This window comes from Jiangella alba (assembly GCF_900106035.1).
GTDB classification, from domain to species: Bacteria; Actinomycetota; Actinomycetes; order Jiangellales; family Jiangellaceae; genus Jiangella; species Jiangella alba.
Genome location: NZ_FNUC01000004.1, coordinates 1,748,546 through 1,769,074, shown reverse-complemented (window position 1 = coordinate 1,769,074; position 20,529 = coordinate 1,748,546). Strand labels below are relative to the sequence as shown.

The following is a 20,529-nucleotide window of genomic DNA, read 5'->3' as shown; positions in this document are numbered from 1 at the left end:
CGTCGCTCACGGCACCCGTACCCGTCATTCGAGGCCCATCCGCGGCCCGGATGGGTACGAATCCCGGGTATGAGGGTTCTCGTCGCCGGCGCGACCGGCTACATCGGCAGCCGCCTGGTCCCGCGGCTGGCCGCCGCCGGGCACACCGTCCGCTGCCTGGCCCGCGACCCCGGCAAGCTGCGCGACCAGCCCTGGGCGGGCGAGGTCGAGGTCGTGCGCGGCGACGTGCTGGACCGGGCGAGCCTCGACCCTGCCATGGACGGCATCGACGTCGTGCACTATCTCGTGCACTCGCTGGCGACGCGCGGCTTCGCCGCGACCGACCGGAGGGCGGCGACGACCGTGGCGTCCGCGGCCGCGGACGCCGGTGTGAGCCGGCTCGTCTACCTGGGCGGGCTGCACCCGCCGGCCACCGCCGGGCTCTCGGACCATCTGGCGTCGCGCACCGAGGTCGGGCGGATCTTCCTCGACGGACCGGTGCCGGCGGTCGTGCTGCAGGCCGGGGTGGTCATCGGCTCCGGTTCGGCCAGCTTCGAGATGCTCCGTCACCTCACCGAGCGGCTGCCGGTCAGCGTGACCCCCCGCTGGGTACACACCCGCACCCAGCCGATCGCCATCCGCGACGTCCTCGCCCACCTGGTCGCGGCCACCACGCTCCCGGGCGAGCCGAACCGCACCTTCGACATCGGCGGCCCGGACGTGCTGACGTACGCGGACATGATGCGCGGCTACGCCCGGGTCGCCGGGCTGCCCCGCCGGGTCATCGTGCCGGTCCCGCTGCTGACGCCATGGCTGTCGGCGCAGTGGGTGAACCTGGTGACCCCGGTGCCGCGGTCGCTCGCCGTCCCGCTGATCGAGTCGCTCGAGCACGAGGCCGTCTGCACCGAGGACGACCTGCGCGGCCTGCTGCCGGAGCCGGTCGACCCGACGCCGTACGAGCGCGCGGTCGAGCTGGCCCTGGCCCGCATGCGCGACGGCGAGGTCGAGAGCCACTGGTCCGCCGCGTCGCCCGCCGGTGCGCCGTCGGACTCGCTGCCCAGCGACCCGTCCTGGTCCGGCGGCTCGGTGCGGGTGGACCAGCGGTCGGTGCGCTGCGACGTGCCGCCGGAGCGGCTCTGGCGCGTGATCGAGGGCATCGGCGGGCAGAACGGCTGGTACTCGTTCCCGCTGGCCTGGGCGGTGCGCGGCTGGGCCGACCGGCTCGCCGGCGGCGTCGGCCTGCGCCGCGGCCGCCGCGACCCGGCCCGGCTGCACCTCGGCGAGGCGCTGGACTGGTGGCGGGTCGAGGCGATCGACCGCGGCCGGCTGCTGCGGCTGCGCGCGGAGATGAAGGTGCCGGGGAGCGCCTGGCTCGAACTGACGGTGGCCCCCGACGGCGACGGCGCCCGCTACGGCCAGCGCGCGGTCTTCGTGCCCCGCGGCCTGACCGGCCAGCTCTACTGGTGGGCGCTCTGGCCGTTCCACGGCGTCATCTTCGGCGGCATGTCTCGCAACATCACCCGCGCGGCCTCCCGTTGAGGGAAGGTCGCCGGACCTCTCCGGGCGGCGAGTGCTGCGCCGGCTCCGCACTCTCCGCCCTCCGACGCCCGTCGACCTTGCGTCAGCGGGCCTTGCGGCCGAGGTGGCGGTTCGGCCACCAGACGGCGTCGCCGATGTCGTAGGCGAGGGCGGGGACCAGGAGCGAGCGCACGACGAAGGTGTCGAGCAGCACGCCGAAGGCGACGAGGAAGGCGATCTGCGCCAGGAACAGGATCGGGATCACCGCGAGCGCCGAGAACGTGGCCGCCAGCACCAGCCCGGCCGACGTGATGACGCCGCCGGTCACCGCGAGCCCGCGCAGCACGCCGGGCCGGGTGCCGATGCTCGCCGACTCCTCCCGCACCCGGCTCATCAGGAAGATGTTGTAGTCGATGCCGAGTGCCACGAGGAACACGAACGCGAACAGCGGCACGCCGGGGTCGGCGCCGGGCCAGCCGAGGACGTGGTCGAAGACCAGCCCGGCCACGCCCAGCGTCGCGGCGAAGCTCAGCACGACGGTGAGCACCAGCAGCACCGGCGCCAGCACGGAGCGCAGTAGCCCGATCAGCACCAGCAGGATCACCGCCAGCACCACCGGGATGATCAGCGTGCGGTCGCGGGCCGAGATCTCGTTGGTGTCCAGCAGCTCGGCGGTCCGGCCGCCCACCAGCACGTCCTCGCCGACGTCGTCGAGGGCGGCCCGCAGGTCCCTGACGGTGCCGACGGCGGCGTGGCTGTCGGCGGGATCGGCGAGGGTCAGCTCGAGCAGGGCGCGGTCGCCGGCGACCTGCGGCTCGGGCGCGTTCGCCGCCGGGCTCACGCCGTCGACGCCCACGGCCACCCGGGCGACGTCGGCCGCGTCGTCCGCGCCGCTCAGCACGAGCACGGGCGAGCCGGAGCCGCCGGGGAAGTGCCGGCTCAGCGCCTCCTGGCCCTCGACGGCCTCGACCCGGTCGAGGAACAGCTCGCTCTCGCTGACGCCGTCGGCGCGGAAGGCCGGCACGAGCGCCGCCAGCGCCAGCAGCGCCACGGCCGTCCCGGCCCAGAGCGCGCGGGGGCGGCGCCCCACCAGCCGCGCGACGCGGTCCCACACCCCGGCGTGCTCCGGCGCCGCCGAACCATACCGCGGCCGGAACGGCCAGAACGCCGCCCGCCCGAGCAGGACCAGCACGGCGGGCAGGAAGGTCAGCGCCGCCAGCAGCGACGCGCCGATGCCGATGGCGGCCACCGGGCCCAGGCTGCGGTTGGAGTTGAGGTTCGACAGCAGCAGGCAGAGCACGCCGGCGATGACGGTGCCGCCGGAGGCCACGATCGGGCCGGCCGCCCGGCGCAGCGCCGTCGCCATCGCCTCGAACCGGCCTCGGTGCTCGCGCAACTCCTCGCGGTAGCGGGCGACCAGGAGCAGCGCGTAGTCGGTGGCGGCGCCGACCACGAGGATCGACATGATGCCCTGGCTCTGCCCGTTCAGCGTCAGCGTGCCGGCGTCGGCCAGCAGGTACACCGCCCACGACGCCAGGCCGAGCCCGAGCACCGACGACACCAGCACGGCGAGCGGCAGGATCGGGCTGCGGTAGACGACCAACAGGATCACCAGCACCACGGCCAGCGCCACCACCAGCAGCACGCCGTCGATGCCCGCGAACGCCGAGCCGAGGTCGGCGGCGAACCCGGCCGGCCCGGTCACGTGCACGGCGGCGCCGGCCGCGGGGGCGAGCTCGGCCCGGATCTCCTCGACCACGGCGTCGACCTCGGCGGCGCCGGACGTGTCGATCTGGACGACGGCGGTGAGCGCGCTCCCGTCCTCGGCCGGGATCGGCGGGCTCACCGGCGGGGTGACGCCGTCGAGCGCGGCCACCCGCTCGAGCTGGGCCGCGGCCTCGCCGGCCGCCTCGGGGGCCAGGCCGTCCGCGTCCTCCCAGACCACGACCGCGGGCAGCACGTCGGCGTCCTGGAAGTCCGCCCGCGCGTCGGCGACCTCGGTGGACTCCGCGTCGGAGGGCAGGAACGCGGCGTTGTCGTTCTCGGCGACCTCACCGAGCCGGCCCGCGTAGGGACCGCCGACGGCGCCGACCGCCAGCCAGCCGAGCAGGAAGAGGACGGGGACGAGCCAGCGCAGCCGAGAGGGCATGCTCGGGCCTTTCGTTTCGATGGTCGAATATCTCGATTGTCGAGATATTACCCGCGCGGGCCGGCCTCACGCTCCCGGTGGGCGACGAGGGCCTCGAGCGCCGTCGTCAGGAACCGCTGGACCACCTCGACGTCATGCGCGTCGAACTCCTCCAGCCGGTCCGCCATGTCCACCGCCAGCGGGCCGAAGTAGGCCGGGCCGAGCGCGGCGGCCGACGGCTCCAGCCGGACCAGCACCCGGCGGCGGTCGCGCGGGTCGGCCTCGCGGCGCAGGTGGCCCGACGCGACCAGCCGGTCGATGAGCGCCGTCACCGACGCCGACGAGAGCCCCAGTTCGCGCCCGATCGCACCGGCGGTGACGTCGCGCCCTTCACGTGCGGCGGCCACCAGGACGAGTAGCGCGCGGGCGGCCGAGTGGTCGATGTCGTGGGCCGCGCCGAAGCGGCGGGCGAGGTCGGCCATCTCGGCGCCGAGCTGCTGGAGCTGCCGGATGACGGCGTCGGTGCGCGCGTCCCTCGGCCCCGCCTCGCCGGGCAGCTGCGTCGCCATGGGGCCATGGTCGCAGACGCCGGCCGCCGGTCTCCCCCCACGCGGGAGACCGGCGGCCACGCTCGTCCGTCACATCGGCGGCATCAGCACGCCGTCGATGAGGTAGACGGTCGCGTTGGCCGTCGTGACGCCGCCGCAGACGACGTTCGCGTCGTTGACGGTCAGCGCGTCCGGCGTGCCGGCGACGGTCACGGGCGCGCCCTGCACCGTCGTCTGCTCGCCGACCACCTGGTCGGGCGACAGCTGGCCGGGCACCACGTGGTACGTCAGCACCGTCGTCAGCAGGTCGGCGTCGGTCGACAGCGTCGCCAGCGTCGCCGGGTCGACCGCCGCGAACGCGTCGTCCACCGGCGCGAAGACGGTGAACTCGCCGCCGTTCAACGTGTCGACCAGGTTGACCTGCGGGTTCAGCTCGCCGGACACGGCCGAGACGAGCGTCGTCAAGATCGGGTTGTTCGACGCGGCCACCGCCACCGGGTCGTCGGACATGCCCTCGACCGACCCCTCGCCGTCGGGCACCTGGGACGCGTAGTCGGCGCAGCCCGGGCCGACCGGGCCGGCCATCGGCTCTTCCGTCATCTCGTCGGCCGGTTCGCTGGCCTCGTCGCTCGGCTCGTCGGCGGCGTCGTTCTCGGGCGCGGCGGAGCTGCCGCCGTTGCCGTCCGCCGTCGAGTCGTCGCCGTCGTCGCCACAGGCGGACAGCGTGAGGGTGAGGGCGGCGGCGGTCGCCAGCAGGACGGGGACTCGCCTGGTCAGGAGCTTCATGATCGGTTCCTCTCGTGCTCGTTCTGATGGGTGTGCCGGGTGCTGCCGGAGCGTCAGGTCACGCGCACCACCACCGAATGCCAGCCGCTGGACCCGTCCGGGAACGGCGGCGCCTGCTCGTCGGTCTGCCGGTCGCCGGCGCCGTCGGTGGCGCGCACGCGCAGCGTGTGGTTGCCCGGTTCGGCGTCCCAGTCCCACGACCACTGCCGCCAGGTGTCCGCCGACGCCTCCGCGGCCAGCCGCGCGGGCCGCCAGTCGCCGTCGTCCACCTGCACCTCCACCCCGGCGACGCCGCGGTGCTGCGCCCACGCCACCCCGGCGACGACGGTCCGGCCGGCCGGCAGCTCGGCGAACGACCCCGGCACGTCGATGCGCGACGCCGTCTTGATCGGGGCCTTCGCCGCCCAGCCGCGGTCGGTCCAGTAGGCGGTGGCGCGGTCGAAGCGGGTCAGCTCCAGGTCCGTGACCCACTTCGTCGCGGACACGTAGCCGTACAGGCCGGGGACGACGAGGCGGGCGGGGAAGCCGTGCGCCACCGGCAGCGGCTCGCCGTTCATGCCGATCGCCAGCAGCGCGTCCCGCCCGTCCGTGACGACGTCCAGCGGCGTACCGGCCGTGAACCCGTCGACGCTGGTCGAGAGCAGCAGATCGGCGTCGGCGCTCGGGTTCGCCCGGGCCAGCAGGCCGGCCAGCGGGTAGCCGAGCCAGACGGCGTTCCCGGCCAGCTCGCCGCCGACCTCGTTGGAGACGCAGGTGAGCGTGATCATGCGCTCCACCAGGTCCAGCCCGAGCACGTCGTCGAAGTCGAGCTCGACCTCCTGCCCCACCATGCCGTGGATCCGCAGCCGCCACTCCTCAGGCGTCACACGCGGCAGGTCGAGCGCGGTGTCGACGCGGTAGAAGTCCGGGTTCGGCGTGGTGAACGGTGTCATCCCCGCGACGTCCAGTTCGGTGCCGGCCGGGACCGCGGGCGCCGGGTCGCTCGGCGCCGGGAGCCGCAGCGCGTCGCGCGCCGCCCGCACGTCGGCCAGCGTCTGCCCGAACCGCCGCCCGCCGATCGCCGTCAGCACCGCCAACCCCGCCACCGCCGCCGTCAGCACCACCACGTCCCGCCGCGACGGCCGCCGCGCCTCCGCCGCGCCGACGCCCTCCCCCTCGGCGCCGATGCCCGCCCTGTTCCTCTCCGGCGCCCCGGCCTCGGCGCCGGCGTCGCCGCCCGCCCCGTTCTTCTCCGCCACCCCGGAGACAGCCACCGCGGCGCGGAGCCGGCCCACCAGCACCGTCAGCGCCACCACGCCCGCGACCAGCCCGGCGAGGGTCGGCACCGCCCACCCCGCCGTCGCCGTCGGCCGTCCGACCGCGGCCACGACCGCCACGGCGCCCAGCGCCAGCAGCACCGCCACGCCGGCCCACCGACGCCGCAGCTCGATCAGCCCGCCCGCCGCCGACACCACCAGCAGCACGCCGGCCATCCCGGCCAGCAGCACCTGCTTGTCGTTCTCGCCGAACGTGCGGATGGCGAAGCTCTTCAGCCACTCCGGCGTCAGGTCCACGAACGTGTTGCCGACCGCCAGGAACGGCGCCGCGGCCGGCTCCGCCACGAGCGCCGCCACCAGTTCGCCGACGCCCAGGGTGAGCCCGCCGGCCGCGATTCCGGCCAGCGCGGCCAGTCCTCGGGTCCCCCACCGGTGCGTCGTCATGCCCCGTGTTCGACACGGCTTCGGGCCCGGATTGGTCGCATCCCGGGAATCAGCCGTTCGGCCGGTTGTCCACAGGCTCGGCCGGACTCGCCGGTTGTCCACATTTCCCGATCTGCCGATGGATCACGGCCCACCGACCAGCAAGAGTGGCGGCATGCCGAACAGCAGTGCGAAACTCACGAGAACAGGAGAATCCAGATGGTGGTGGTCGACATGCCGGCGGTCGAGCTTCCGACCGATCTCGAACGGTGGACGTTCGATGATCTTCTCGCGCTACCCGAGTCGATCTGGCGATTCGAGATCGTCGACGGCGGTCTGCTCATGACACCTCCGCCGAGCATCTTCCACGACGCGATCTGGCTTCGATTGCGCGACCAGATCCGCGATGCCATTCCGGCCGGCTACGTCGCACACGGGCCGACAGCTGTCGATCTCGATCCCAGCTACCTCATTCCCGACCTCGTGGTGCTCCGTCATGAGGCGGTCCGGCCGAGCCGAAACCTGCTGGTGATCCCCGAGACGCTGCTCGTCGTCGAGGTGGTGTCGCCGGGGTCGGTCTCGATCGACCGCATTCTCAAGCCCGCCAAGTACGCCGAGGCCGGCATCCCGCATTTCTGGCGGGTCGAACTCCAGCCCGAGCTCAGCCTCACTGCCTACGCACTGCCCGACGGCGCCCGCACGTACACCGAGGTGGGCACCTGGGCCGCCGGTCAGACGGCACCCATCCGGGCGCCGTTCGAGGTCGACATCGAGATCGCGGAGCTCGCTCCGGACCGTTGATCCGCCCGACCGGCCGGGCGTAGGCTTTTCCGCGACCCCCAGTCGGGGTGATCACAATCCGACCGCTGCTTCGGGAGCTCCCTGTGCCCAGCCGCACCGCGTCCGCGCGTCCCTCAGCCCAGACCGCCAAGCCGTCAACGCCGTCGCTGGCCGCTGCGTCAGCCGAACCCTCACAGCCACCCGGCACGTTCCGCCGGCTCGCTCCGTACCTCCTCCGCCACCGTGGCACGCTGACCATCTCGGTCGTCGTGGCCTTGGCCTGGGCCGTCGCCGTCGCCGCCGTTCCGGTCACGCAGGGCCGGGTCGTCGACGACGCGATCACCGACCGCAGTGCGCCGCTGCTACCGATGATCCTGCTGCTCATCGGCCTGGCGGTGGCCCGCTTCATCCTGTCCGCCTGGTGGCGGCACGTCGGTGGCACCACCGCGTTCCGCATCCAGGACGACCTGCGCCGCGACGTGTACGACACGTTGCAGCGCCTCGACTTCACCGGCCACGCGCAGTTGCAGAGCGGCCAGCTGGTGTCGCGCATCAGCGGCGACCTGCGCTACGTCCACATGCTGCTCAGCTGGATCCCGCAGGTGGCGGCAACCCTGTTGTCGTCGCTGCTGGCGGTCATCGTCATGTTCATGCTGTCGCCGCTCATCGCGACGCTGGTGGTGGCCGTCATCGTGGTGGTGTTCGCGGTGACGAACCGGCAGCGGCGCCAGGTGTACGCGGCCGGGTGGGACGCCCAGGACCGTGAGGCGGAGATGACCTCCCGGGTCGAGGAGGCCGTCACCGGCGTCCGGGTGGTCCGCGCATTCGGCCAGCAGCCGGCCGAGACCGAGCGGCTGCACGGCGCGCTGCTCGACATGTTCCGGGCCCGGGTCCGGGCGGTCCGGCTGCGCGCCCCGTTCATCGCCTCGCTGCAGGGCGCGCCGCTGTTCGGCCAGGTGCTGGTGCTGCTGGCCGGCGGCCTGCTGGTCATCCAGGGCCAGCTCACCCTCGGCGTCTTCCTGGCCTGCACCGGCTACCTGGCCGAACTCATCGGCGCCGCCAGGGTGGCCGGCATGGTGCTCACCAACGCGCCGCTGTGCAAGGCGTCCACTGAACGGGTCGGCGAACTGCTCGACCTGCGGGCCGAGATCACCGAGCCGCTGCGCCCGGCGACCGCCGACGAGCAGGGCGGCGCGGTCTCCTTCCACCGCGTCCGGTTCGCCTACGCCGACGGCGACGGCCACCAGGTGCTGCGCCACTTCAGCCTCGAGGTGCGGCCGGGCGAGACGGTCGCGCTGGTCGGGCCGTCCGGCTGCGGGAAGTCGACGGCGCTGTCGCTGCTCCCCCGCTTCTTCGACGCCGACGCCGGCACCGTCACCGTCGACGGCATCGACGTGCGGCGGTGGTCGCTGCCGGAGCTGCGCCGGCGCATCGGGGTGGTGTTCGAGAACAGCTTCCTGTTCTCCGACACCATCGCCGCCAACATCGCCTACGGGAAACCCGACGCGAGCATGGACGAGATCCGCGCGGCCGCCCGCGCGGCGCTGGCCGACGAGTTCGTCGAGGCGCTGCCCGACGGCTACGACACCGTGGTCGGCGAGCAGGGCATCACGTTGTCCGGCGGGCAGCGGCAGCGGGTCGCGCTGGCCCGGGCGCTGCTGGCCGAGCCCGACATCCTGCTGCTCGACGACGCCACCTCGTCGGTCGACGTGAAGGTCGAGGAGCGCATCCACGCCAACCTCGAACCGTTCCTCGCCAGCCGGACCGTCCTGCTGGTCGCCTACCGCGAGTCCACGCTGCGGCTGGCCGACCGTGTCGTCCTGGTCGACGACGGCCGGGTGGTCGACGAGGGCGGGCACGCCGAACTGCTGGAACGCAACACGCTGTACCGCGACCTGTTCGGCGACGGCCCCGGCAACGAGGAGCGCGCCGACGACCTGATGTCGCACGCCCGGGCCGGACGGTTCGAGGCCACGGCGTCGGCGTGGGAGTCGCGGCAGGACGCCACCGGCTCGCTGCCCAGCCTGCACATGACGGTGCCGCCGGCGGTCGCCGAGCGCATCGCCGCGCTGCCACCGCCCGCCGACCCGCCCGGCGTCGACCTCGACCACGAGAACTCCGCTCGCGGCCCGTTGCGGCTGGCGTCGTTCCTGCGCCCGTACGTCGGCGGCCTGCTGGTCGGCCTCGCGCTGGTCGTCCTCGAAGCGGCGATCACCCTGGCCAACCCCATGCTGGTGCAGCGTGCGGTCGACGACGGCATGCGCGCCGGCGCCACGGACGTGCTGCTGTGGGTGTGTCTCGGAGCGGCGGTGCTGGTCGGGCTGCTCTGGCTGGACCAACGCACCGGGTTCCTGTGGACGACGCGCAGTACCGAGCGGCTGCTGCTGGCGATGCGGGTGCGCATCTTCGGGCAGCTGCAGCGGCTGGGCATCGACTACTACGACCGCACCCAGGCCGGCCGCGTCATGACCCGCATGACGTCCGACGTCGACGCGATCGCCCAGCTGTTCCAGGTCGGGTTGATCAACGCCGTCGTCAGCATCGCCACGTTCGCCGGCATGACGGTCGTGGTCGTCGCGCTCGACCCGATGCTGGCGCTTGTCGTGCTGGGCGTCGTGCCGTTCGCCGCCGCCGTCACGTGGTGGTACCGGCGGCGCGCCTCGGTCGCGTACGACGACGCGCGCGAGCTGCTGTCGACGATCAACGCCGACGTGCAGGAGAGCATGGCCGGTATCCGGGTGACGCACGCGTTCCGGCGCGAGGCCGTCAACCTGGAGCGGTTCGCCGGGCTCGGCCGCCAGTACGTCGAGGCCAGCCTGCGCGGCCTGTACGCCACCGCGGTGTACGTCGCCGCCATCGAGCTGCTCTCGGTGCTGGCCATCGCGGCCGTGCTCTGGGTGGGCGCGCAGCGCATCGAGGCCGGCACGCTGGCGCTCGGCACGCTGATCGCGTTCCTGCTGTACCTCGCCCAGGTGTTCGCGCCGATCCAGCAGCTGTCGTCGGTGTTCGACGTGTACCAGCGGGCCCGCACGGGGCTGGTCCGCGTGCGCGCGCTGCTGGCGCTGGACACGTCGACGCCGGTGCGGCCCGACGCCGTCCCCGTCGAGTCCATCGCCGGTGACCTCCGGTTCGAGCAGGTCCGGCTGCGCTACGCCAGCGCCGCCACCGACGCCGTCCGCGACATCGACCTGCACGTGCCGGCCGGCCAGCGGGTCGCGTTCGTGGGGCGCACCGGCGCCGGGAAGTCGACGCTGTCGAAGCTGGTCGCCCGGTTCTACGACCCCACCGACGGCCGCGTGCTGGTCGACGGCCGGCCGCTCGACGACCTGGACGTCACCAGCTACCGGCGGCACCTGGGGTACGTGCCGCAGGAACCGTTCCTGTTCTCGCGCACCATCCGCGACAACATCGCCTACGCGCGGCCGGACGCCAGCGACGCCGAGGTCGAGGCTGCCGCCCGCGCCGTCGGGGCGCACGAGTTCGTCACCCGGCTCCCGGGCGGCTACCACCACGTGGTGGCCGAACGCGGCCGGTCGCTGTCGGCCGGCCAGCGGCAGTTGGTGTGCCTGGCCAGGGCCCTGCTCGGCGATCCGTCGATCCTCATCCTCGACGAGGCGACGTCGAACCTCGACCTCGCCAGCGAGCGGAAGGTGAACCAGGCCATGCGCGTGGCGTCGGCCGGCCGCACCACCATCGTCGTCACGCACCGGCCGCAGTCGCTGCACTGGGTCGACCGCGTCGTCGAGGTGGCGGACGGGCGCATCGCCACGGACGAGCCGGCCCCGAGGTACGTGGAGCGGGTGTTGAGCAGAGCGAGCTGATCACCCGGCCGGCCGGGGGTGGCCCGGCCGGCCGGGGAGTCTCAGCGCGCCATGTTCGACATGTTCGTGCCGCTGATGATCGCGTGCCGCAGCGAACGGCCCGGGTCACCGGCGCCGCCGGGTGCGGAGTCGTCCTCGTAGTTGGGGTTGTGGTAGCCGCGCGGGCGGTGCCGCCGGAAGATCGCGTCGTAGTCGATGTCGCTGCGGGGGTCGCCGAACGGGATCATCCGGTAGCCCTCGCCGACGCCGACGGGCTGGTCGTCGCGGCGCTCGCCGTCCTTGGCGTGGTACAGGGGGTAGCGCAGCGGCTGGGCAGCGATCTGGTCGATCGGGCTGAAGATGCTCTCGCGGCGCTGGCCGTCCCAGTCGTAGTACCAGCGGAACCGGTGCTGCGCCGAGTGCGCCCAGTAGATGTCGATCTCGCAGTAGCACTTCGTGCTGGGCGTGATGTCCAAGTAGTACTGCATCTTGCGGATGCCGGACTCGCCCCGCACCATTTGCGGCTGCGGCAGCGGGTTGCCGGTGACGCGGTCGACGGTCACCTCGACCATCGGGCCGTCCTGCAGGAAGCCGTACGCGTCGGCGTGGTTGTGCGGGTAGATCGAGATCCGCCACGCGCGGCCGAGGTCGTTCAGCGCCTCCCACTTCTGCCCGGCGACGTCCCAGGCCTCCTTGGTAGAGCTACCGGTCGGGTCGCCGCCGGTGCCCATGTACGGCATGCCGACGATCGAGGCGAACTCCAGCTCGATCTGGAACCGGTCGTAGTCGTCGACGGTCATGCCGCCGTTCGGCCCGCCCGGCCAGCTGTTCGGGATGAAGCCGTGGTTGCCGATGGCCTCCAGCCCGGCCTCGTCGAGGAAGCCGCGCAGCGTCCGCGCGTAGTCGAGGTAGGCGGGGAAGTTCTCCCGCAGCAGCCGGCCGCCCGACGAGAGCGACGGGACGGTGCCGCCCTGGTTGTCGGCGTGCTGGCCGTACCCGGCGAACTCGACCTGCTTGAAGCCGGCGTTCGCCAGGAACTGGAACACCTCACGGAAACCGCCGGGCAGCGGCACCAGCGCGCCGAGGTCGTCGGGGTCGGCAGGGAAGTTCGGGCCACCGAGGTAGCCCATGGTCGGGGCCGGGTTGTTCCAGATGCCGCGCCGCGCGGTCGCGTCGCGCTGGGTGTACAGGATCGTGCCGCGCTTGCCCGGGGGAAGCAGCGGGTTGGGCACGTTGCGCACCAGCGGACCGGCCAGCGCCGGCGTGGCCGGCACGATGGCTGCTGCCGCGAGCGTGCCGGCGCTGATCGTCAGCAGCCGGCGCCGGCTCAACCTGTGTTCCTGAGCCATGGTCGTCTCCTCGCTCCGTCGGAAGTGCGGGACCGTTGCTCGAGATGCTCACTGCACCGGAGCTGGCTGCGGCCGAAACTTTCGACGACAAGCGTGGAAAGCTGCCCCGATGTTGGGGAAACAGTAGCGGCATCCCGCCGTAACTTCGAGACCCTTCGAGATCGTGATTGTCCGTTTTGCGCCACGGCGCCGCCGCACCCGCCGATCGCCGTGCCAGAGTGAGACATGCCGGTGCCCGCGCACGTCCGCCGCCAGTGCCAGGACCTCCTCGAGGCAGGAGAGGAGATCGGCTACCTGATCCCCGTCACCACGGTCTGGATCGGCAGCGTGATGTCCGGCATCGACTGCTACGTCGCCGTCACCGACCGGCGCATCGCCGTCCTCACCGGCGGCCTGCGCCACCGCGGCCGGCCGGCCGACGTGAACCTGCAGTACCCACGCGCCACGCGGCTCGGGCCGGTCGAGTTCGCCCCGGCCCCGACGTTCCGGCTCGGTTCGCGCTCCTACGAGATCGAGGACGAGTACGTGGCGCAGGTGCACGCCGCCGACGCCGAACTGGACGGCCTGCTGCCGGAGGACCCGTTCCCGGACGCGTGATCGCGGCGGGTGGCGGTCAGGCCAGGCGCGACGCCTTGTAGAAGCCCTCGATGTGCTCGGCGACGAGCTCGGCGGCGAGGTCGCCGTCACCGTCGGCGACGGCGGCGAGGACGGCGCGGTGCTGGGCGCGCAGCATGGTGGCGACGGGGGTCCAGTCGGGCACGCTGGGCGCGGCCGCGATGACGTAGCCGTGGATCGCCTCGCGCAGCGACGCCATGATCGTCGACACCAGCACGTTGCCGGCGAGGCTGGCCAGCGCGACGTGGAACTCGGCGTCGAGGAGGTGGAACCGCTCGCGCGGGAGGTCGGGCTCGTCCATGGCGTCGAGCAGCTGCGCCGCCGCCGCGACCTGCGCCGGGGTGGCCCGGCCGGCCGCCTCGCGCACCGCCCACGACTCCAGCAGCACGCGGGTCTGGACGATGTCGCCCATCGGCAGGTGGCTGGTGGCGAGGTGCAACCGCAGCGCTGCCGTCAGCGGCGAGCCGGGGTCGGCGACGATGACGGCGCCGGCGTCGGGGCCGGACCCGACCGCGGTGCGGACGACGCCCATGGCCTCGAGGACGCGGATCGCCTCGCGGACCGACGGCCGGCTGACGCCGAGCTGGCCGGCCATGGCCCGTTCGCCGGGCAGGCGGTCGCCCAGTCGCAGCTTTCCAGCCGCGAGGTCGGCCTCCACCTGACGGAGCACCAGCTCGTGGGTCCTCATGCTGGGAACCCTACTGATACCGTGTGGTCTGACCACATGGCTGACGTCCACGGAGCCGCTCCATGACCGACCGACAACTCCCCCGCTGGTCCGAACTCAAGCCGCTGCTGCGCACGAAGCGGCCCACGCTCAACCCGACCGACCGCCGGCTGGAGAACGCGCTGACCATCGCCGACCTGCGGCGCATCGCCCGTATGCGCACCCCGCGGTCGGTGTTCGACTACACCGACGGCGCCGCGGAGGCCGAGATCAGCCTGCGCCGGGCCCGGTCGCTGTTCGCGAACCTGGAGTTCCGCCCGTCCGTCCTGCACGACGTGTCCGACGTCGACACCACGACGACGATGCTGGGCCGGCCGGCCGCGCAGCCGTTCTCGTTCGCCCCGACCGGCTTCACCCGGATGATGAACCACGAGGGCGAGAGCGCCGTGGCCCGGGTCGCCGAGCGCGCCGGCATCCCGTACTCGCTGTCGACCATGGGTACGACGTCCATCGAGGACGTCGCCGCCGCGGCGCCGCGGGCGCGCAAGTGGTTCCAGCTGTACGTGTGGAAGGACCGCTCCGCCGGCGAGGACCTGGTGAAGCGGGCCGCGAACGCCGGCTTCGAGGCGCTGGTCCTCACCGTCGACGTGCCGGTGGCGGGGGCCAGGCTGCGCGACGTGCGCAACGGCTTCACCATCCCGCCGACGCTGACGGCGAAGACGGTGCTCGACGCCGCCGTGCACCCAGCCTGGTGGATGAACATGCTGACGACGAAGCCGCTGCAGTTCGCGTCGCTGACATCGTGGAAGGGCACCATCGCCGAGCTGCTGGACATGCTGTTCGACCCGACGATGACCATCGACGACCTCGCCTGGCTGCGCTCCATCTGGTCCGGGCCGCTGATCGTCAAGGGCGTCCAGACCGTCGACGACGCACGGCGCGTGGTCGACGCGGGGGCCGACGCGATCGTGCTGTCGAACCACGGCGGCCGCCAGCTGGACCGCGCGCCGGTGCCGCTGCGACTGCTGCCCGACGTGGCCGCGGCGGTCGGCGACCGCACCGAGATCTACCTCGACACCGGCATCACCAGCGGCGCGGACATCGTGGCGGCGAAGGCGCTGGGCGCCGACGCCTGCATGGTCGGCCGCGCCTACCTGTACGGCCTGATGGCCGGCGGCGAGCGCGGCGTGGCCCGGGCCGCCGAGATCCTGACCACCGAGGTGCGACGCACCATGCAGCTGCTCGGTGCCCGTACCGTGGACGAGCTGAACCCTGGCCACGTCCGGCTCCCCTGATCCGCACCACCACTCACGAGGAGACGACATGCAACTGATGCGCATCGGTGACCGGGGCGCTGAGCGCCCCGCCGTCCGCGCCGACGACGGCACGGTCTACGACCTGAGCTCGGTCACCGGCGACATCGACGGCGCGTTCCTGTCCGGCGACGGTGTCGCGCGGACCCGCGCCGCGCTGGCCGAGGGCGGCCTGCCGCAGCTGCCGGCGGGTGGGCGCATCGCAGCCCCGATCGCCCGTCCCGGCAAGGTGGTGTGCATCGGCCTGAACTACCGCGACCACGCCGCCGAGACGGGCGCGGCGACGCCGCCTGAGCCGATCATCTTCATGAAGGCGCCGAACACCGTCATCGGGCCGGACGACACCGTGCTGGTCCCGCGCGGCAGCGTGAAGACCGACTGGGAGGTCGAGCTGGGCGTCGTCATCGGCAAGGAGGCCCGCTACCTCGACTCCCCCGACGACGCGCTGGACGTCATCGCCGGCTACGCCATCTCCAACGACGTCTCGGAGCGAGAGTTCCAGCTCGAGCGCGGCGGCCAGTGGGACAAGGGCAAGTCGTGCGAGACGTTCAACCCGCTCGGCCCGTGGCTGGTACCGGCCGACGAGATCGACGACCCCGGCAAGCTGGGGCTGCGGCTGTGGGTGAACGGCGAGCAGCGGCAGGACGGCACCACCGCCGACCTGATCTTCGGCATCGGGCACGTCATCTGGTACCTGAGCCAGTTCATGGTGCTCGAGCCGGGCGACCTGGTGAACACCGGCACCCCCGCCGGCGTGGCGATGGGCATGCCCGGCCAGCCCTACCTGCGGGCCGGCGACGTCGTGGAACTGGAGATCGATGGACTCGGCCGGCAGCGCCAGGTCTTCGCCGACGCGTAGGTCATCCCCGTTCCCGAGCAACGCGAGGGGCCGGCCGCCTGATCACCAGGCGCCGGCCCCTTCCCGCGTCAAATCCCCCGTGCATCTCCGCGGTTGGATGCGTTGACGAGTGTCGTCACCCGTGCGCGGACTCGTACTTCGCCAAGATGTCGGACGGGATGCGGCCCCGGTCGGACACCTTCAGGCCCTGGTCGCGGGCCCATTCACGGATGGCCGTGGTGTCGGTGCGGCTGGCCCGCCCGCCGGTAGCAGCGGCCCGCCCGCGTCCCCGTCGTGCCGACGCCCGGCGAGCCGAGGCGACGTAGGGCGCCATGGCGTCGCGGAGCTTACCGGCGTTCTTGGCCGACAGATCGATCTCGTACGTGGCTCCGTCCAAGGCGAAGCTCACGGTCTCGGTAGCTTCACCGCCATCGAGATCGTCGAGCAGAATCACCTGAACCTTTTGCGCCATCGTTGATCCTTCCTGCGGGGGTGCCCTCGAAGATTAAGTATGACATCACTATTGTTACGCCTCAGTACACCGAATTTCAATTCGGCTGCCGCGAGTCGTCCTGGTCGTTTTGTGACGTGGTACCCATTCGACGTAGCATCCGCACGTTACCCAGAGTATTCGGCTTCACCCGGTCGAGGTCGAGGAACTCCGCAACGCCTTCGTCTGCCGAGCGCAACAACTGTGCGTAGACGTCGGTGTCTACCGGCGTGCCTTGCACTCGCTCGAAACCGTGCCGCTCGAAGAAGTCGACCTCGAACGTGAGACAGAACACGCGCACGACCCCGAGTTCTTCAGCCACCCGCAGCAAGCGGGAGAGCAGTACGTGCCCGACGCCGTGGCGACGCCATTCCGGCGCCACGGCGAGGGTGCGAACCTCCGCCAGATCCTCCCACATGACGTGCAACGCGCCACAGCCGATGACAGTGCCCACCGCGCTGCTCTCTGAAACCGTTTCGGCCACCCAGAACTCCTGGATGTCCTCGAATAGGGTCACGGTCTCTTTCGATAGCAGGATCCGCTGGGACGCGTAACCGTCGAGCAGTCCGCGGATGTGCCGTACATCGGCGGTGCGTGCCCGCCGTACCCGATAGCGCTGTTCCGGCTCGTTATCGGCCGGCGCCGTCATTCCGGCTTCACCAGCGGGAACAGGATCGTCTCGCGAATGCCCGAGTCGGTGAGCAGGATCATCAGGCGGTCGATTCCGAGGCCCATGCCGCCGGTGGGCGGCATGCCGTATTCGAGCGAGCGCAGGAAGTCCTCGTCGAGCTGCATGGCCTCGGGGTCGCCGGCGGCCGCCCTGAGCGACTGCGCCGTCAGCCGGTCCCGTTGCAGGACGGGGTCGACCAGCTCGGAGTACGCCACGCCCATCTCGACGCCGCGGATGACGAGGTCCCACGCCTCGGTGAGCCGGGGGTCGTCGCGGTGCGGGCGGGCCAGCGGCCGCGCCTCCTCCGGATAGTCGCGGATGAACGTGGGCGTCATGAACGTGTGCTCGGCCAGCTTCTCGAACAGCTCGAGCACGACCTCGCCGTGACCCCACGACGGGTCCAGTCCGACCTCGTGCTTCTCGGCCAGTTCGCGCAGCCGCTCGACCGGGGTGTCGATGGTGACCGTCTCGCCGACCGCCCCCGAGACGGCCTCGTGCAGCGTCAGGTGCTGCCAGGGCGCCTCGAGGTCGATCTCGCCGCCGCGGCCGTCGGGCACCACCGTGCGGCCGACGGCGCGCGCGGCGTCGACGACGAGGTCACGGATGAGCTCGGCCATGGTGTCGTAGTCGCCGTAGGCCTCGTACGCCTCGAGCATGGTGAACTCGGGGCTGTGCGTGGAATCGATACCCTCGTTTCGAAAAATGCGGCCGATCTCGTAGACCTTGTCGATGCCCCCGACGATGGCCCGCTTCAGGTACAGCTCGAGGGCGATGCGCAACGTCATCGGAATGTCGAACGCATTGAGATGCGTCTGGAAAGGCCGCGCCGACGCGCCGCCGTGGATCAGCTGCAGTACCGGCGTCTCGACCTCGATGAACCCGTGCCGATGCAGCGTTTCGCGGACCGACCGGGTGACGACGGCGCGAGTTCGCACCATGGCCCGGGCGTCCGGATTGACGATGAGGTCGACGTAACGCTGCCGGACCCGGGTTTCCTCATTCAAATCCTTGTGCGCCACCGGCAGCGGCCGCAGCGCCTTGGAAAGCATGGTCCAGCGCTCGGCCGACACCGACAGCTCGCCGCGCTTACTGACGATGACCTCGCCCTCGACGCCCACGTGATCGCCGATGTCGACCAGGTGCTTCCAGGACGCCAGGCTCTCCTCGCCGACGCGATCGAGCGAGAGCATGACCTGGAGTTCGGTGCCGTCGCCTTCACGCAGCCGGGCAAAACAGAGTTTGCCGGTGTTGCGCAGGAAGATCACCCGGCCCGCGACGGAGGCGCGGTCGCCGGTTTCGGCGCCGGGGGGCAAGTCGGGATATGCCGCCCGCAGCGCGTCGAACGTGTGGCTGCGCGGGAATCCGAGACGATACGGCGGCTGCCCCGAGGCGAGCAACTCCGCGCGCTTCTCGCGCCGGATGCGCAGTTGCTCGGGCAAATCCTGATCGTCGGTCGGCGGCTGTCCACTCATGAAGGACAAGCCTAGGCGGTAGACGTTCCCCGCCGTTCATGGGCAGGCGCGGAATGCTTGCCGCCGATACCACGAACTGTCACGCTGGGTGTGGAGGTGAGGTCGATGAGCACAGTGGAGGTCGTCGACCGCGGAGGCCGCGAGATCGTGGTGTTCCTGGCCGGCGAGGTCGGCACCGATCCCGACGACGCGTTCGGCCCGGCCATCGACAGGGTCGTCCAGCTGGAGCAGCTGAACGCGCTCGATCACGTGGTCGTCGACATGCACCGGGTCACGGGCATGAGCGACGCCGCCATCGAGTTCCTGCGCGAGCTGTCGACCCGCGGCCACACGTCGGGCTACGAGGTGTCGTTCGCCGCGGTCAGCGGGCCGGCGCACCGGGCCATCGAGGCGAACGGCTGGACCTTCGCCGAGCACAGTCCCATCGTGCCGCCCAGCCGCGCCTGAGTTTCTCGGGCCGGGGTGGTGCCGCCTCGGCTTGAGCTCTCGGGCGCGGGCGCCGTCGCGCCTTCGGCTCTCGGCGCGGGCACCGCGTCGTTGAGCCTTCTCTCGGCACGGGCACCGTGTCGTTGCTTTCGGCCGGAGTGACACCCCGCCCGGCCGGGAGGGCCCCACCCTACGGGCGGGCACCGACAACCTCGAACGCGCGACGCTCACGCGCACGGTCGTCCACGCACGATCGGGGACGACGTTCAGCCTCGGGTCTCGGCCACAGCAACGCCTCGGCCGAGCTTTCGGCCGGAGTGACACCCCGCCCGGCCGGGAGGGCCCCCACCCTACGGGCGGGCACCGACAACCTCGAACGCGCGACGCTCACGCGCACGGTCGTCCACGCCCGTGACCGGCCCGACCGCCGCTTGAAGAACGACCGACCCCGCCCCGGCCGGCGCGGACCGCCGCCCCGGAGAACGACCGGCCCCGCCCCGGCCGGCGGGCGACTACCGCTCGTAGAATCCCTGCCGCCAGCTCGGGTGCCCCGGCTTCCAGCCCAGTTCGCGCTTGGCCTTGGCGTTCGACGAGCCGCGCAGTGTGGTCATGAACGCCACGCCGAAGTCGCCGATCAGTGGCCGGGCCAGCCAGGTGGGCAACCGGCGCGGCGGCTTCGCGCCGAACGCAGCGGCGAGCGTCGTCAGCACATCCGCGGCCGGCGCCGGGTCGTCGTCGACGATGTTGTAGATGCCCGGTGCTCCGCCCTCGATCGCCGCGAGCGTGGCCTGCGCGGCGTCGTCGATGTGTGCGACGGACCATACGGCGGTGCCGCCGCCGACGATCGGCAGCTGCCGCTTGCGCAGAAGGCCGGCGAACTTCTCGCTGGTCAGCCCGGTGCCGTTGCCGTAGAAGCTGCCGTAGCGCAGCGCGAGACCGTCGATACCGGGCGTGCCGGTGGTGACCCGCTCCAGGTACTGGATGCCTCGCAGGGTCTGGCTGCAGGCCGACTCGGGGTTCGGCTCGAGCGGGTCGTCCTCGGTCTTCACCGGGCCGCCGCTGCGGGCGTTGGGCCAGCCGGTGAAGCTCTGCGCGACGAACCGGGTCACTCCGGTCTCGCGGGCCACCGCCAGCAGGTGGTCGGTGCCCTCGATGCGCAGCCGGTTGGTGGTGGCGAAGTCGCGGTCGAACCGCTTCAGGTTGCCGCTCTGGTCGCTCAGCGCGCTCTGCTGATGCACGATGACGTCCGGGCGGGCGGTGCGGACCGCGGCCGCCACGCTCTGCGCGTCCAGCCCGTCCATGACGACGCCCTCGGCGCCGGCGGCATTCAGGTCGGCGACCTTCGCCGCCGAGCGCGTCGTGCCGGTCACCTCGTGGCCGGCCTGGATCAGCAGCGGGACGAGGGACCGCCCCAGGGCGCCGGTGGCACCGGCCAGGAAGACTCGCATGTCCTTCTCCTCTTCTCGTGTGC

General features: G+C 72.3%; 17 protein-coding genes. 7 read left to right on the top strand and 10 right to left on the bottom strand.

Features of this window, described 5'->3' with window-relative positions:
• Positions 1-69: 69 nt before the first annotated feature.
• On the top strand, positions 70-1,518 hold the full coding sequence (locus tag BLV02_RS26075; protein WP_069108931.1) for an SDR family oxidoreductase: 1,449 nt from the start codon (positions 70-72) through the stop codon (positions 1,516-1,518).
• A gap of 82 nt (positions 1,519-1,600) precedes the next feature.
• Here BLV02_RS26075 and BLV02_RS26070 read toward each other — a convergent pair whose 3' ends face one another.
• From BLV02_RS26070 to BLV02_RS26055, 4 genes are all read right to left on the bottom strand, one after another.
• Positions 1,601-3,646 carry an MMPL family transporter gene (locus BLV02_RS26070; RefSeq protein WP_069108932.1) on the bottom strand — a complete coding sequence of 682 codons (2,046 nt, stop codon included), beginning with the start codon at positions 3,644-3,646 and terminating at the stop codon, positions 1,601-1,603.
• A gap of 47 nt (positions 3,647-3,693) precedes the next feature.
• Positions 3,694-4,194, bottom strand: a complete 501-nt coding sequence (locus BLV02_RS26065) for a MarR family winged helix-turn-helix transcriptional regulator (protein WP_069108933.1) — start codon at positions 4,192-4,194, stop codon at positions 3,694-3,696.
• 69 nt (positions 4,195-4,263) lie between these two features.
• Positions 4,264-4,959, bottom strand: a complete 696-nt coding sequence (locus tag BLV02_RS26060; protein WP_069108934.1) for a fasciclin domain-containing protein — start codon at positions 4,957-4,959, stop codon at positions 4,264-4,266.
• A 53-nt stretch (positions 4,960-5,012) separates the two neighbouring features.
• A complete protein-coding gene (locus tag BLV02_RS26055) occupies positions 5,013-6,659 on the bottom strand; it encodes a molybdopterin-dependent oxidoreductase (RefSeq protein ID WP_069108935.1) in 1,647 nt (548 codons plus the stop codon).
• Here BLV02_RS26055 and BLV02_RS26050 point away from each other — a divergent pair.
• Positions 6,648-7,439, top strand: coding sequence for a Uma2 family endonuclease (locus tag BLV02_RS26050; protein ID WP_141711339.1), 792 nt, complete (start codon positions 6,648-6,650; stop codon positions 7,437-7,439). The two genes, BLV02_RS26055 and BLV02_RS26050, sit on opposite strands and share 12 nt — an antisense overlap.
• Positions 7,440-7,486: 47 nt before the next feature.
• Positions 7,487-11,239, top strand: coding sequence for an ABC transporter transmembrane domain-containing protein (locus tag BLV02_RS26045; RefSeq protein WP_083288180.1), 3,753 nt, complete (start codon positions 7,487-7,489; stop codon positions 11,237-11,239).
• 41 nt (positions 11,240-11,280) lie between these two features.
• Here BLV02_RS26045 and BLV02_RS26040 read toward each other — a convergent pair whose 3' ends face one another.
• Positions 11,281-12,567 carry a sugar phosphate isomerase/epimerase family protein gene (locus BLV02_RS26040; RefSeq protein WP_069108937.1) on the bottom strand — a complete coding sequence of 429 codons (1,287 nt, stop codon included), beginning with the start codon at positions 12,565-12,567 and terminating at the stop codon, positions 11,281-11,283.
• A gap of 225 nt (positions 12,568-12,792) precedes the next feature.
• Here BLV02_RS26040 and BLV02_RS26035 point away from each other — a divergent pair, with 225 nt between their 5' ends.
• Positions 12,793-13,164 carry a hypothetical protein gene (locus BLV02_RS26035; RefSeq protein ID WP_069108938.1) on the top strand — a complete coding sequence of 124 codons (372 nt, stop codon included), beginning with the start codon at positions 12,793-12,795 and terminating at the stop codon, positions 13,162-13,164.
• A gap of 16 nt (positions 13,165-13,180) precedes the next feature.
• On the opposite strand, the gene BLV02_RS26030 is transcribed toward BLV02_RS26035, so the two are convergent.
• Positions 13,181-13,870 carry a FadR/GntR family transcriptional regulator gene (locus BLV02_RS26030; protein WP_069108939.1) on the bottom strand — a complete coding sequence of 230 codons (690 nt, stop codon included), beginning with the start codon at positions 13,868-13,870 and terminating at the stop codon, positions 13,181-13,183.
• Between the two features lie 62 nt (positions 13,871-13,932).
• Here BLV02_RS26030 and BLV02_RS26025 point away from each other — a divergent pair, with 62 nt between their 5' ends.
• Positions 13,933-15,144 (top strand): alpha-hydroxy acid oxidase, encoded by a 1,212-nt coding sequence (locus BLV02_RS26025; protein WP_069108940.1) that lies wholly within the window; start codon positions 13,933-13,935, stop codon positions 15,142-15,144.
• A 28-nt stretch (positions 15,145-15,172) separates the two neighbouring features.
• Entirely contained in the window at positions 15,173-16,021 is an 849-nt protein-coding gene (locus tag BLV02_RS26020; protein ID WP_069108941.1) for a fumarylacetoacetate hydrolase family protein, read from the top strand.
• A 115-nt stretch (positions 16,022-16,136) separates the two neighbouring features.
• On the opposite strand, the gene BLV02_RS26015 is transcribed toward BLV02_RS26020, so the two are convergent.
• From BLV02_RS26015 to lysS, 3 genes are all read right to left on the bottom strand, one after another.
• Entirely contained in the window at positions 16,137-16,472 is a 336-nt protein-coding gene (locus tag BLV02_RS26015; protein ID WP_069108942.1) for a histone-like nucleoid-structuring protein Lsr2, read from the bottom strand.
• Positions 16,473-16,548: 76 nt separating this feature from the next.
• Positions 16,549-17,139, bottom strand: coding sequence for an amino-acid N-acetyltransferase (locus BLV02_RS26010; protein WP_069108943.1), 591 nt, complete (start codon positions 17,137-17,139; stop codon positions 16,549-16,551).
• Positions 17,136-18,641 (bottom strand): lysine--tRNA ligase, encoded by a 1,506-nt coding sequence (gene lysS / locus BLV02_RS26005; protein ID WP_425432584.1) that lies wholly within the window; start codon positions 18,639-18,641, stop codon positions 17,136-17,138. The genes BLV02_RS26010 and lysS overlap by 4 nt, the downstream gene beginning before the upstream one ends.
• Positions 18,642-18,737: 96 nt before the next feature.
• On the opposite strand from lysS, the gene BLV02_RS26000 reads away from it, so the two are divergent.
• Positions 18,738-19,079 (top strand): STAS domain-containing protein, encoded by a 342-nt coding sequence (locus BLV02_RS26000; RefSeq protein ID WP_141711341.1) that lies wholly within the window; start codon positions 18,738-18,740, stop codon positions 19,077-19,079.
• A 491-nt stretch (positions 19,080-19,570) separates the two neighbouring features.
• On the opposite strand, the gene BLV02_RS25995 is transcribed toward BLV02_RS26000, so the two are convergent.
• Positions 19,571-20,506 (bottom strand): NAD-dependent epimerase/dehydratase family protein, encoded by a 936-nt coding sequence (locus BLV02_RS25995; protein ID WP_069108946.1) that lies wholly within the window; start codon positions 20,504-20,506, stop codon positions 19,571-19,573.
• Between the last annotated feature and the right edge of the window lie 23 nt (positions 20,507-20,529).